Here is a 13,973-nt window from a genome sequence, read left to right on the forward strand (position 1 = left end):
ATATTCCATGTATATGTGGTACACATAATCTGATGGCCCGTGTAAGGTGCGTCGCCACCCGTCAATCTGTAAGTTATATCCAATATCTCGTAGCGACGCACCCGGAGGATTAACAGCACACAATTAAGGTTTCTACTGTACTTCATAAACCACCGAATATGCTGTAAGGCCTTGCTCAGAAGGCAGAATTTAAGAAAAATTCTGTCTTTTGCATTTTTTTGCCCTTAGTCTGGAATTGATTGCCCAGGAATGCGGATCGATTGCTGATGATCGAATGATTGCCATAAATCACCCGATCGGGCGAGTCGCTAGCATGATCCAAGATGACAAGCGAATTTCTTCATGTGGTACCCGCCACGTGATTTATCCGTGGAATCAATCCAAAATCTAAAATCTAAAATCCTTGCGTCCCCCGCCTTTATCTCGCGCAAGTCAATCTAAAATCTAAAATCTAAAATCTAAAATCGATTGACTCCCCGATCGACTACTTTTGTAGTACAATTGTAAACAAAGCGCGCCGAGAGCGCAGTTTTAAATGCAAGTGTTTGCAAGGGTTGTATCTCAACACAAATTTATGGCAAGCTTTCAGGACATTTTCCAATACTACAGCCGCTACTGGAAAATATCACTTTACAGCATAGGCGCATCCAGCATTTTGGCACTAGCCGATTTGCTTGTTCCTTACGCGATCGGTCAAATATTAAACGTATTGTCGGGTCAACCTACAGATACAGTAACGCAAAAACTCATAGCAGCGATCGCCTCTGTTACCCAGCAGTCACCCAACAAAATATTATCGCTATCCGTCTTGCTCGGCATAATTTTTCTGGTAACAGTAGCCAAAGCACCGATCCAGCCTTGGGTAGCAAATTGGTTCCACTGGGCGATACCATTGAGGGCAAGGCGCGATCGAATGAGAAGTGCGATCGGCAAAATCCTCACCTTACCCCTAGAATTCTACGACGAAAACAACGCCGGACGGATTGCCAGCCGCATCGCCAAAGGCATCGCCAACCATACTTGGACTTACCCAGAAATTGCCGGCGACTTCATCCCCGAAGTCGTCCGCTTAATCGGCATTTTTGCCGTTATCTGCTTAATTGAGTGGCGGATTGGCTTATTAATTTTGGTTTCATTCCTATTTATCCTCAGTTTCACCCTCAAAGGCTTGCAACAGGTGACTGCGCGGGAAGAAATTCTGGATGAATACATCGAAGATACAGAAAGCCGCAACTCGGAAATTATCACCAACATCAAAACAGTCAAAGCTTTTGCGACAGAAAGCGATGAACTCAAAAGGCAAACCACCCGACTCGATCGCGAATTAAAAGTCGTGATCCACCGCATTCACAAAGGATACGTCACCTTGGGGACATACCAGCAGACGATCGTCCAGTTGTGTTTGTTTTCAGTTCTTGGTTTTAGCCTAGCAGCCACGGTTGCAGGCAAAATTTCCCTCGGATATTTTGTTACCGTCTACACGTTGGCAAGCATGGCATATTCCCAACTGCGTCCGATTAGCATTATCGCCGAATTATTGGCGCGGCGCTATTCTTCAATGATCCGGTTCCACGAGTTTATGCAAACGCCCGACGGTGTGGATGCGGTTAATTTAGCAGAAAATGCTCGATCGGCACAGCCACCTTATAAATTTACCGGCAAAGTTGAGATCAGCGGTTTGACCTTCGGGTACGACAGTCAAAAACCCGTTTTGCAAGATGTGAATTTGTTGATTCATCCCCGTCAGACTGTAGCATTAGTCGGGCGATCGGGTTCCGGGAAATCGACTTTAGTTAAACTTCTGTTTCGCTACTTTGAACCCAACTCCGGCCGCATTCAGATCGACGGCGAAGACATTCGCAGCTTAGACGTGACTCGCTACCGCCAGCGTTTAGCCATTGTCCACCAAGAAGTAGACGTTTTTAACGGTACTTTGCTGGAAAATTTGACTTACGGAAACAGAAACGCCACTTTCGAGCAAGTTGAGGATGCTTGTCGCATTGCCAAAGTAGACGATTTTGTGCGGCTGTTGCCCCAAGGTTACTATACCGTGGTCGGGGAGAGAGGAATGCGGTTGTCCGGCGGCCAGCGGCAGCGGTTGGGGATTGCCAGGGCGCTGTTGGTGGAGCCGGATGTGTTAATTTTTGATGAGGCTACTTCTAGTTTGGACTATGAAAGCGAGCGATCGATCCAGATAGCCATGCGAAATATTCTCGGTACGCGCACCACCATAATTATTGCCCACAGACTGAGTACAATTCGCGAAGCCGATGCGATCGTCGTACTCGACGGCGGTAGAATCGTCGAAGTTGGCAGCCACGAAGAACTTTTGAGTCAACAAGGTATTTACCGCCGCCTGCACTCCCTGCAAGAAACCGGGGAATTAGTGAATTAGGGATTTTCTCTTAGTCTAGACTTAGGGTGCTCCGGGCACGCACCCAGCCTAGACTTAGCAATGCACACCTTAAACAGTGTTCAATTTTCCCGTCAGCCCCTAACTCACTTATGTGTTCTCAGCTAAATGATTAGAGTTTTAAATATAATGTTGCAAATAAAGATTCTGGTGCTAGGATGTATAACTGTGATGGAAATGGGTCGATGCCCGAGCGGTTAATGGGGGCGGACTGTAAATCCGCTGGCTACGCCTACGCTAGTTCAAATCTAGCTCGGCCCACCTCAATTTAATAAAAAGTTAAAATTTAAGAATTAAAAATTAATTTTTTAATTGGAGATTCTTAATTTTTTATGCCCGTGTAACTCAGTGGTAGAGTACCTCCTTGGTAAGGAGGAAGTCACGAGTTCAAATCTCGTCACGGGCTTTTTCTTCTATCCTATATACATCAAGGGTTTCAGGTTCATCGCACAGCAAGAAGGTTAGTTTTCCGCTGAACTTTCGTGCTGATGGTTTTCTAATATGTCCCAAACAACTTCCATATCTGCCAAGTCCGCCCTCGACTTTTTGCGTATGGCTTTTAACTGATTGAGCAAGTCGGCCGGCTTTAGGAAATCTGCGACTGTCAAAGAAACTTTGTTGCTATCTTTGGTAGTGTTGGGTCTGTTAATTAATATCGATCGTACCCAGAGTCTAGCTCATAAGCACAGTTTTGAGATCACTGTTAGGAATGAGAATTAAATAACTTGCATTTTTTGTAGGTTGGGTTGAGGGACGAACCCTGCGTTTCACTCCGCCCAACGCCACGCTTGATTGTTGGGTTTCGTTCCACGGGCCCAACCTACGAAGTTATTTAATCCACGATCCTTAGTCGCGGGCAGTATGGCTAGTTGAGAAGGGTGTAACATCTGAGTTCCAACTGACATCTTGCACCCTTCTCGATAAATCTTTTATGAACAGGCTTTCCGGCCTGTTCCACAATAAAATTCATCTCTTGTGGAACAGGCCGGAAAGCCTGTTCTTGAGAATGGTGTAACATCTCAGTTCCAAGCGACTTTAGCTATGAGACTAGGGTTTCACCCCCGGCGGACACTGCCACAAACCGATCACAATATTGTACCCATATCCAAATCCCCGACTTCTTCAAGAAATCGTGAATCTAATCATCCTCATCCAATCCCAGTGGCACAAAATATTGACTATAAACTACACTATCCGGCTCCCAAAGAGGCCGCCAATAAACATTTTGCATCACCGCCTTCTCCCCATCATCATCAGCCGGCCACTGAAAACTGACGATCGCAATATTGCTATATCCCACAATCTCATCACCCTCTTGCAGCCAGCGATTGCGCCACAACAGCGATATAAAATTCCATAACCTATGCAGGAATGACAATTGTTTATTTTTATGCGATCTATCTGACGCAGTTCCATTTTCTAGCTGCAAAAACACGCGAGCTCTTTGCCGTTTAATCCAGTCAATCCGATAGCCCCAATCAGGCAGAGATTGTCTATTTCTGACAGCAGCCGCCATAGCCTTCTTTCTGCCACCCCTCGAAATCTTCATTAATTCCAGCGGCTCATTCCATCCCAAACATTCGTGCGATCGCTCAGGAAACAGCGACTTAATCTTAGTATGAACTAAATGCGTTGTCCACTCCTCATTGATCAAAGCACTAGCAGTCAACTGCGCCAACACAGAATTTTGACAATTTGACTTATCATTCGCCCCCTTCAAAGGCTCAATGTTCGATCGAGAATCGCCAAAATGACAATCAGACCAATAACTCAGTCGCACAGCAGCAGCATAGTGAATATCCCCCGTCAACACAATCACCCGATTGCGCTGCTTAAAAAATTCCACCAACAGCTTCACAAAAGCTAACTCATGAAAATTCCAAGAATCCCCCGCATCACTATTAAAAACCTTCCCCTGTTCCACATCCCACTTTTGCACCGCATCAATAATCGACAAACCCACCAAATTTGTCGGCACAACCACCAGCGTCGCCTCAATCTCAAACTCCCCAGTTTTATTCAGCAACTCAGTCTCCCTCAAAGGTTTCTGAATTTGCTCCTCAAAACCTTTGTGAGTCAAAAGCATCGGTGGATCGATCGCACTTTCCACCGGATACCCCCGCCAATTCCGCGTATCCAGCACAATCACCTCGTGCTTAAAACTTCTCACAGTAAAATGCCAATTCAAAACCTCAGTTACACCCTCGCCCTCCCGATCCAAAATAAAAACGTCTTCATCTAATTTCAACTTAGGCAAATGAGTTTTCGGATCGAGTCCGGGAATTCCCAAATACGAAGCCGCCTCCTCCCAAGCAGAAACATCAGTCCCCGCCGAATTAGACCATTTTTCAGCAGTTGTTAATAATTTATCTCCAGGTTGTGCGCGATCGAACTGTGCAGGCGTATTTCCCCAAGCCTGAAACACAGCGTAAGCCAGCAAAGCATTCTGCACTACCCGGCGGCCCAGCGGCTTCCCCAGCACCCGGTAACACCACTCTCGATTCAAATAAAAATCGTCGCTAACATCATGGTCATCGCAAATCATATAAGTAGGAATATTCGCTAGCGCCCTCCTCACTCTCCACAAATTGCGAGCAAAACCGTTAAGTTCAACAACTTCTCTATCCCAGACTTTTGCCTGCTTAGAATTTGGGCAAATATCCTTACCCTTCGGAAAACTTGTGCACCAGAGTACCGGCGACCAAACTAACAAATACATCGCATAATATTCGCCCAAGCTAAACAAGTGACTTTTAGCATTTTTGGGTTTATTCACCAACATCGCCGTAAAGCCGCCAAAATCTCTGGCAATATCGCTGCGAGTCCCCGGCTGTAACTCAATTGGTTTTTTGAACTGATACTCAGCATCCGACGGTTTCTGAATTGGCGACTCTCTAAAAATTTCCCTCTCTTGGTCAAGTGCAGTTTCGTTTTCCGAATTTTTAGGTATACTGATACACAAATTCTTTTTTATTTGGGCATCATCCATCAGGGGTAGACTTTCTTCCCAGCCCAACAGTGTATCGCCAGCGTCAGTCAAGGCCCACAGCATGGCATCGGCAACGTCGTCGCCGTAAATTTGGTCGCCCGTTAAAAACAGTTGGTGGGGCCTGCTATTTGCCGTTCCTGCAAACTGTTCGATCGAATTATCCAAGATGGGCAGCGCATCTCTGCCGTCTCCGTGGGGCTTACGACAAGAACCGTGAACGATACGCAAATAGTTTAAATCCTGCGGCGGCAGGGCAAAAGTGGGCAACTGGTGAGCGAAATAACTAATCGTCTCCGGCCCCAAAGCCGATAAATCAGGGGTGGCAGGCCACAGGCAAGAAATGAGATTTTCTTTCTCATTTTCTGGGACTGCACCCCCGACGTTCGACTCGCTACTCCCAGTAAACTTGATGTCATAAGCATAAATTTGCCCAGATGTCAAGAGGTTGCTGTTAATTGGTTTAGCAGTCACGGCGACTACGTGCAGGTATTTGCCGAGCTGCACGGTAGAGCTCGCACCTTGGAGCAAGGGCCGATCGACAATTTCGCCGGTTCCGCCCTCAGTCGAATAAACCTTGAGTTCGACTTGGCGGGGTGCTTTCAGAGCCAGCCAAACTGTCACGGCCCGACTTTCAGTCCGGCGCAAAATCGGGCCCGCAAGGATCAGCGGCAAGTGATGAATTCGATGACTTAATGGCGTCCACGACATAGGATTTAAAAAATAAAAATTAAATAAGGGTGTTCTAGCAATCAGAATTTTAGGCGATCGAGCATCTATCACCCGCTTAATTAATGCTAAGTCTGCCAACCCAAGTCTCCAAAATTGTAACAACTCATTAAGTAAAATTAATAATCATGCTACAAGAAGAACAATTACAACATTTTCGAGATTCAGCTCCGCAGTTGTCGGTAATTAAATCATCAGAACCGGCCGAACGCCCCAACAGCCGGCCTCTCTACTCGTCACCTTTAGATCGGGCGATCGACCGCCACCCCCTCACCGTGGCTCCAGAAACCCCGATCGCCCAAGTGTTGGCTCTCATGAACCCGATGCGCGTCTCCTGTCACCTTTGTGGCGAAAAACAAAACGCTGTTGCTAGCGCAGCCAAGCGCAGTTGCGTCTTAGTCGTCGAAGATAATCGCCCGATCGGCATTTTTACAGAACGGGATATCGTCAAGCTAACTACCGTCGCAGCTTGTACAGTCGGACTGACAATTGCTGACGTAATGACTCGATCTCCCATTACTCTCAAAAAATCCGAGTCTCCAGATATTTTCACAGCTATCTTCACATTGCGCCAGCACTCCATCCGGCATTTGCCCGTAGTGGACGAGGACTCGCGACTTCTCGGCATCATCACCCGCGAAGCCATTCACGAAGCCCTCCAGCCGATTAACTTGCTAACCAATTTGCGCTGTGCAGCAGATGTCATGACGCACCAAGTCATTTCTGCCACAACAACTGCCTCAGCCCTCGATTTAGCCCAGCTCATGGTCAAGCATCGAGTTAGTTCCGTTGTCATTGTCAAAGAGCAAACTCAGCATCCCGATCGGGCGATCGCACCAACACAAAATTACCAAATTCCGATCGGCATTGTCACCGAGCGCGACATCGTGCAGTTTCACGCCCTCGAACTCAACCTCTCGGAAATCCCAGCCGCAAGGGCCATGAGTGCGCCTTTATTTTGCATATCTCCCGCCGATTCCCTCTGGAGTGTCCACCAGTCCATGCAGCGCCACTGCGTCCGCCGTTTGGTAGTAGTTGGCAGCCAGGGAGAGCTTTTGGGCGTTGTGTCTCAGACAAGTTTGCCACAAGTTTTTAACCAATCTGAAATGTATGGGACGATCGAGCTGTTACAACAAGCAGTGGACGATCGAGCCACCCAATTGCAGAAAGCCAACGAACTTTTGCAGCAAGAAATTTTAGAGCGGCAGCGGGCCCAAGAAGCCCTGCGCCAAGCTCACGACGACTTAAAAAAACAAGTTGAAGAACGCACCGCTCAACTTTTAGAATCAAATGAATTGTTGAGACGGGATATTATCAAGCGCCAGCGAGTCGAAGAAGTCCTGCGGCGAAAGCAAACTTGCTTGAAAAATCAAGCACAGCAATTAGAGCAAACTGTGCGAAAGTTGCAGCAAACTCAAACTCAATTAGTGCAAACCGAAAAAATGTCTTCTTTGGGACAAATGATTGCCGGTATCGCTCACGAAATTAACAATCCTGTTAATTTTATCTACGGCAACCTTTCCCACGCCAGCCACTACATCAAAGAATTGCTCCAACTGTTGGAACTTTACCAGCAGCACTATCCCGAACCAGTCTCGGAAATTCGGGAAGCAGCAGCAGAGATGGAAGTCGATTTTTTAGTAGAAGACTTATCTAAGCTAGTGTCTTCTATGCAAGTAGGAACCGAGCGCATCCGCCAAATAGTTGTGTCGATGCGTAATTTTTCGCGATCGGATCAATCTAACATCAAGCTCGTTGACATTCACGAGGGACTCGAAACCACTTTGTTGATTTTGCAGCACCGGCTCAAAGCCCACGGCGCACATCCAACTATCCAGATTATTAAAGAATACGGCAATTTGCCCCACATCGAGTGCTGTGCCGGTCAGATCAATCAGGTGTTCATGAATATTATCGGCAATGCTATTGATGCTTTGGATGAAGAAATCCAGCAAGGGGAATGGGCGACGAGAAATGCGAAAAATTCACCCCCGTCAAATCCTAGTTCTCCATTGACTCTTCCCACAATTACAATTCGTACTGAAGTTGTTGGTGGCGATTTTGTCGCGATCCGCATTTCCGACAACGGGCGGGGCATACCGGAGGAGATTCGCCGCCAATTATTTGACCCGTTTTTTACTACCAAACCAGTTGGCAAGGGCACTGGGTTGGGACTGTCGATTTCTTACCATTTAGTTGTGGAACAGCACGGGGGGCGACTCGACTGCGTTTCGGAAGCTGGACGGGGCACTGAATTTGCGATCGAGATTCCGATCGTCAGTTCTCATTAGTCAGCAGTCATAGGATTGAAGAATTGAAGAATTGAAAAATTGAAAAAGCTGTCGGAAACAGTGGTTTGTCCCGACGATCGCACGTTGCGACTGCTTTGATCGCCAGCCTCCATCACCGTATAACCGGCAGCCCCAGCTTCCTCGACGATCTTGGCGATCTTTTTCAGCAGCACCTTTTCAGCGGCACCTTTTCCGTGACAAGGCAATACTCTATGGTTTTTCCTTGAACCATATCTTTAAGTTTATGCCAAATATCTGCGAATTCATTACCCTCTGTTGAGAAAGATTGACTCAGATTAGCGGAATCATTTTATAAAAAACACTTATCTTTTTGACGCTATAGCAACCATTCAACCAGCAAATCTAAGTATAAACTTAAGAATACCGTTCAAGGCGAAAGCATAGATGTCTGTCTTCTGTTCGATATCAATGTCAGGTTTAAGCGTTCCAGTCTCTCTCCTTGAGACACTATCCATTCACAGGTGAATTTCTGACAGGTATTTCCCTAGCGGCGGGCCAGTGCCCGCCACCGCCACACACATTCGAGCAGCATGGAGCGTACACAATGAACAAGTTTGACTCAACTAAACTGCGGACCCAATTTGACAACACCAGCGAAGGCTGGCTAGTGCAGGTGTATAGTGGCGATCGCCGCCTGCTCTGTGTGTTCGATTCGTCTCACGCCTGGACTTTTTTGGTGGGCTGTGGGTTCGGTCTCCTACTGGCGGTGGGGTGGTTTAACCTTGCCAGTTACAGTCCGTCCACGACTTATGTGCCGACAACCACTCCCCCCGAAATGTGGATTGATTAGTTCAAAGCATTGCTATAAGAGTGGTGTTCACGCCACTCCTGTTCCCGATTTTGCTGATCCCATACCGTCCTCGGTGCAATATCCGTGTACATAAAAAAATCTGCGATCGCTATTTATGCTGACCAGAAATATACGGGTTTTATGAGAACAAAAGGAAAACTTATGATTTGAATTAAAAATTATTTGGCATATCCATGTAAAGCGATCGCAAGTTTGTGCGAATTTAAGGATAGACTTAATTACATAGAATTTTGGGTCTTAATAGATATTGATCTATAGAAGTTACTGCGGGACAGCGACACCTTCTAGCCCCATTCGGAGAGCGACCATCTCTGAATCCCCTGGCGACAGGTGTTCGCATAACACCTGTCGCCAGGGTTGAAGCGCTGCACCCTTACTTCTTAAATCTCACCGCTCACAATAATCGCTCTTTTTTAGAGGAGGCAGCAGGAGGTATTCATGGATTTTTTGTCCTTGTTCTTAATGGACTTCATTAAGCAGTTGCAGTCCCCAACGCTCGGGTTTTTGATTGGTGGTATGGTCATTGCCGCTCTCGGTAGCGAACTAATAATTCCAGAGGCGATTAATCAGATCATCGTCTTCATGCTGCTCATGAAAATCGGTCTGACCGGTGGTCAGGCGATCCGCAGTTCCAACCTGACGGAGATGTTGATACCCGCAGCTTCTGCTGTAGCGGTAGGGGTTCTTGTTGTATTCATCGCGCGCTATACGTTGGCGAAGCTGCCGAAGGTCAACACCATAGATGCGATTGCGACCGGGGGATTGTTTGGTGCTGTGAGTGGCTCTACCATGGCTGCAGCCCTGACCCTACTGGAAGAACAAAAGATGCCATACGAGGCATGGGCTGCCGCACTCTATCCCTTCATGGATATCCCAGCGCTCGTAACGGCGATTGTGGTGGCCAACATTTATCTCAACAAGAAGAAGGGTAGTCCAGCAGCCCACTCTACCGTGCAGGAGTCTTTCAGCAAGCAACCCGTTGCAGCAGGCGATTATCCCGATCAGCAGGATTATCCCCGCAATCGGCAAGAGTATCTCAGCAAGCAGCAGAAGCCTGCGGATAATCGGGTCAAGATATGGCCGATCGTGCAAGAAAGCCTCCAGGGTCCTGCCCTATCGGCAATGTTGCTCGGCATTGCTCTTGGCCTGTTCACCCAGCCGGAAAGTGTCTATAAAAGCTTCTACGACCCCCTCTTCCGCGGCTTGCTTTCGATCTTGATGCTGGTCATGGGTATGGAGGCTTGGTCAAGACTTGGCGAACTACGTAAGGTGGCCCAGTGGTACGTCGTGTATAGCGTAGTGGCACCGGTGGTGCATGGGTTCATCGCCTTCGGTCTCGGCATGATTGCCCACTACACCACAGGATTCAGCCTGGGCGGTGTTGTGATCCTGGCTGTTATTGCCGCCTCCAGTTCAGACATCTCAGGTCCGCCCACGTTGCGAGCCGGGATTCCGTCGGCCAATCCCTCCGCCTACATCGGCGCATCCACAGCCATCGGTACACCCATTGCGATCGGCTTGTGTATACCGCTCTTCCTCGGGCTGGCCCAGGCGATCGGTGGCGGCTAATCCCAGACGGGTCGCGGTCTGTCGGCGCTCCCTTGCTCCAACAGACCAAGCAACTCAATATATTAAGATCAACATACGTAGGTAAGGAGGTAACCAACATGCCCAAGCCAGCCAAAAAGCTTGTCATCGTCACGGAAAAGATTCTGCTGAAGAAGATCGTCAATATCATCGAAGAAGCCGGGGCAACCGGTTATACGGTTCTGGAAACCGGCGGTAAAGGCAGTCGCAACGTGCGATCGTCGGGGCAACCTAGCGTTTCTGACACCACGGCGAATATAAAATTCGAGGTGCTCACCCCCGATCGGGATATGGCGGAGAATATTGCCGATCAGGTCGCAGTCAAGTTTTTCCTCGATTTTGCGGGCATGATCTATATCTGTGACGCGGAGGTACTGTACGGGCACAGTTTCTGTGGACCAGACGGCTGTTGAACCGAGACGATACAGACCTAAGAAGCCGGGGCATGACCCCGGCTTTTTAGTAGCCGTATTTCTTGCCTGCGGACTTGGGTCTCAGTTGCAGTCCCCAGCGCTCGGCTTTCTGATCGGTGGTATGGTCATTGCCGCCCTCGGTAGCGAACTGCAAATTCCAGATGCGATCTATAGCCCAGGCTCGAATAGTGATTGAACATATTAATAGGAGTCTAAAAGTTTTCAAATTTTTGTCAAGTCGTTATAATCCTCGCCGCCGTTATGGTCTCCGTTGTAATTTGTTGTCAACACTTTACAATTATCAGTGAGATATCAGGTCTAAAATTCAAAACTTTTAATTTTAACATAGATTTTTTTTTCAATAGGTCTAATATACCGACAATCCCCCACTCGAATCCTCGCCCACTCTCGGAGGCTCCCTCACTGCAAAACTCGGACACTTCCCCACCTATTCCTAAAAATTCACAATTTTTTACAAAACACCCGAAACCTCAGCAAAGTCAATCTTTCCCAATCTAAAATCTAAAATCTAAAATCTAAAATCCCATAACTTTGCCCTCGCCTGACCCAAGCGATCCGAACTAACTTCGAGTTTGCCTCATCCACTAGCGTCTTGATGACCGTTCGAGTTACCCGCACAATCCATCAACTGCCTGCATCCTAGCCCGAAAGCCCAAAGCCCAGATTGTTTGATTCGTTTATTTTTGTTTTATTTTTGTACCTCTTTATATTAAGAAAGTATTTTAAAATTAATTTAAAAGCTAAAAAAATTATAAAAATAGATTTTTATATCAAAAAACCAGTTAAGATTCCCAAAGATGCAAAATAAACAAATTTACTAGCATTTTCATTTAGACGCCCCCTTTCTTTTCATCGCAAGTTAGCTAATAATGCTTTCAACGAGGTGACTAAGGGCCGAGTCCAAAATTGGTCTAACCCAAAGACGGATACAAGCCCCAAACAAAAGTCGTCGAGCTCGAAAATTTTAGTTAAAGAGAAGCCCCAGATTCATCTGTGGAGTCGATTCTTTAATCTCAAATCTGAAATCTCAAATCGACTGAAATTAAGGAAATTGCAATTGGGCTATGGCAATTGGGCTATGGCAATTGGGCGATCGCCCAATTGCAGGAAACCCCAGCCCTCATCGTTTTGATAGAAACCTATAGGAGAACCAAGAGTGAAACTAGCAGTTTACGGAAAAGGTGGAATTGGTAAATCAACAACAAGCTGCAACATCTCCGTTGCCCTAGCCAAGCGCGGCAAGAAAGTTTTGCAAATCGGTTGCGATCCAAAGCACGACAGCACATTTACCCTCACTGGCTTCTTGATACCCACAATTATTGACACCCTTCAGCAAAAGGACTATCACTACGAAGACGTTTGGCCCGAAGATGTCATCTACAAAGGCTACGGCGGCGTTGACTGCGTAGAAGCAGGTGGCCCTCCTGCAGGAGCTGGCTGCGGCGGCTATGTAGTCGGTGAAACCGTCAAACTGCTCAAAGAACTCAATGCCTTCGACGAATACGACATTATCCTGTTCGACGTGCTCGGTGACGTAGTGTGCGGCGGTTTTGCAGCCCCCTTGAACTACGCCGATTACTGCATGATTGTTACCGACAACGGGTTCGACGCTTTATTTGCCGCCAACCGCATCGCCGCCTCAGTCCGCGAAAAAGCCCGCACTCACCCGTTGCGGCTCGCTGGTTTAATTGGCAACCGCACCTCAAAGCGCGACTTGATCGACAAGTACATTGACTCTGTACCCATGCCGGTGCTGGAAGTGCTGCCCCTGATTGAAGACATTCGCGTTTCTCGCGTTAAAGGCAAAACATTGTTTGAGATGGCAGAAAGCGATCCTTCCCTCAATTACGTCTGCGATTACTACCTCAACATCGCTGACCAGATTTTGGCAATGCCCGAAGGAGTAGTGCCCAACGACACGCCCGATCGCGAATTATTTGCCTTACTTTCAGATTTTTATCTAAATCCAGTGCAACCGGTGGTCAAGAAGGAGGAAGATGAGCTAGACCTGATGATGGTTTAATAGGTCTAGCGATCAGGATGAGGATAAAGAGGTTATGGCTTTTTTTGATACTTTTTCAGTTGCTCTCAAACAGAAGTGGTTGGACTACTACCAGGTAAATCGGGCTTGGCTGCTCCTGCACATGACGGCTGACAACACGGTCGCCACACCCGACGGCGGGAAAAGGCCTGTTTCTTACCTCATCCTGGGAATTGCGGCTGCCCTGGAGCCGGAACTCCAGCAATTAATGCTGCCCTTCTCAAAACTCAAGCCGGATGCAGACAGCCTGATCGAAGTGTTGGGGCTAAATTTTGACCCGGACATCGCGCTGGGTATGCCCTCAAATATCGTGCCGCAGACGATCGGCACATCTCCAACACCCACAGCAGCTCAAACTGCAACTGCTACACCCACAGCAGCTCAAACTGCAATTGCTGCACCCGCAGCGGCTCAAACTGCAACTGCTGCACCCGCAGCGGCTCAAACTGCAACTGCTGCACCCGCAGCGGCTCAAACTGCAACTGCTGCACCCGCTGATGCCAAATCTAATAAATTGGGCGGTGCGGCGTTAGCAGCAGCCGGAGTAGTCGCCGGAGTCGCCGGAGCAGCCGGTCTGGCTGCGGCGGCGTCAGCACTCAGCTCCGACGACGAATCCTTCGATGAGTTTGAGGAAGAAGCAGTCTCCGACTTCGACATGGG

At 47.8% G+C, this 13,973-nt stretch carries 10 protein-coding genes, 2 tRNA genes and 1 pseudogene; 10 read left to right on the forward strand and 3 right to left on the reverse strand.

Annotation, left to right across the window (positions count from 1 at the left end; genetic code table 11):
- Positions 1-574: 574 nt before the first annotated feature.
- The 3 genes from QUB39_RS20020 to QUB39_RS20030 all read left to right on the forward strand — a co-directional run bounded on the left by QUB39_RS20020 (position 575) and on the right by QUB39_RS20030 (position 2,819).
- Positions 575-2,395: an ABC transporter ATP-binding protein gene (locus QUB39_RS20020; RefSeq protein WP_333211961.1), complete on the forward strand. Its 1,821-nt coding sequence runs from the start codon at positions 575-577 to the stop codon at positions 2,393-2,395.
- 197 nt (positions 2,396-2,592) lie between these two features.
- Positions 2,593-2,674 (forward strand) — tRNA-Tyr (locus QUB39_RS20025).
- A gap of 73 nt (positions 2,675-2,747) precedes the next feature.
- Positions 2,748-2,819: transfer RNA gene (locus tag QUB39_RS20030), tRNA-Thr, on the forward strand.
- 55 nt (positions 2,820-2,874) lie between these two features.
- Here QUB39_RS20030 and QUB39_RS20035 read toward each other — a convergent pair.
- Both QUB39_RS20035 and QUB39_RS20040 read right to left on the reverse strand, forming a co-directional pair.
- The gene (locus QUB39_RS20035) at positions 2,875-3,021 is read right to left on the reverse strand and encodes a hypothetical protein (protein WP_333211963.1); all 147 of its coding nucleotides are present in this window, start codon (positions 3,019-3,021) and stop codon (positions 2,875-2,877) included.
- Positions 3,022-3,551: 530 nt separating this feature from the next.
- On the reverse strand, positions 3,552-6,209 hold the full coding sequence (locus QUB39_RS20040; protein ID WP_333211965.1) for a PhoD-like phosphatase: 2,658 nt from the start codon (positions 6,207-6,209) through the stop codon (positions 3,552-3,554).
- A gap of 47 nt (positions 6,210-6,256) precedes the next feature.
- Here QUB39_RS20040 and QUB39_RS20045 point away from each other — a divergent pair, with 47 nt between their 5' ends.
- Positions 6,257-8,419 carry a CBS domain-containing protein gene (locus QUB39_RS20045; protein WP_333056564.1) on the forward strand — a complete coding sequence of 721 codons (2,163 nt, stop codon included), beginning with the start codon at positions 6,257-6,259 and terminating at the stop codon, positions 8,417-8,419.
- Here QUB39_RS20045 and QUB39_RS20050 read toward each other — a convergent pair.
- On the reverse strand, positions 8,416-8,592 hold the full coding sequence (locus tag QUB39_RS20050) for a hypothetical protein (RefSeq protein ID WP_333056565.1): 177 nt from the start codon (positions 8,590-8,592) through the stop codon (positions 8,416-8,418). The two genes, QUB39_RS20045 and QUB39_RS20050, sit on opposite strands and share 4 nt — an antisense overlap.
- Positions 8,593-8,984: 392 nt before the next feature.
- On the opposite strand from QUB39_RS20050, the gene QUB39_RS20055 reads away from it, so the two are divergent.
- From QUB39_RS20055 to QUB39_RS20080, 6 genes and pseudogenes are all read left to right on the forward strand, one after another.
- Positions 8,985-9,230 (forward strand): hypothetical protein, encoded by a 246-nt coding sequence (locus tag QUB39_RS20055; protein ID WP_333211968.1) that lies wholly within the window; start codon positions 8,985-8,987, stop codon positions 9,228-9,230.
- Between the two features lie 459 nt (positions 9,231-9,689).
- Positions 9,690-10,820, forward strand: coding sequence for a sodium-dependent bicarbonate transport family permease (locus QUB39_RS20060; RefSeq protein ID WP_333056567.1), 1,131 nt, complete (start codon positions 9,690-9,692; stop codon positions 10,818-10,820).
- 98 nt (positions 10,821-10,918) lie between these two features.
- Complete coding sequence (locus QUB39_RS20065; protein ID WP_333056568.1) at positions 10,919-11,251, forward strand: P-II family nitrogen regulator; 333 nt, start codon at positions 10,919-10,921, stop codon at positions 11,249-11,251.
- A gap of 173 nt (positions 11,252-11,424) precedes the next feature.
- Positions 11,425-11,559, forward strand: a pseudogene (locus QUB39_RS20070) (IS5/IS1182 family transposase); the annotation flags it as partial.
- Between the two features lie 869 nt (positions 11,560-12,428).
- Positions 12,429-13,295 carry a ferredoxin:protochlorophyllide reductase (ATP-dependent) iron-sulfur ATP-binding protein gene (gene bchL, locus QUB39_RS20075; protein ID WP_006634709.1) on the forward strand — a complete coding sequence of 289 codons (867 nt, stop codon included), beginning with the start codon at positions 12,429-12,431 and terminating at the stop codon, positions 13,293-13,295.
- Between the two features lie 34 nt (positions 13,296-13,329).
- Positions 13,330-13,973, forward strand: a 644-nt coding sequence (locus QUB39_RS20080; protein ID WP_333056569.1) for a DUF5331 domain-containing protein, incomplete at its 3' end; no start/stop codon positions are given.

This window comes from Microcoleus sp. AT8-B5, assembly GCF_036705565.1.
In the GTDB taxonomy this organism is placed as follows: Bacteria; Cyanobacteriota; Cyanobacteriia; order Cyanobacteriales; family Microcoleaceae; genus Microcoleus.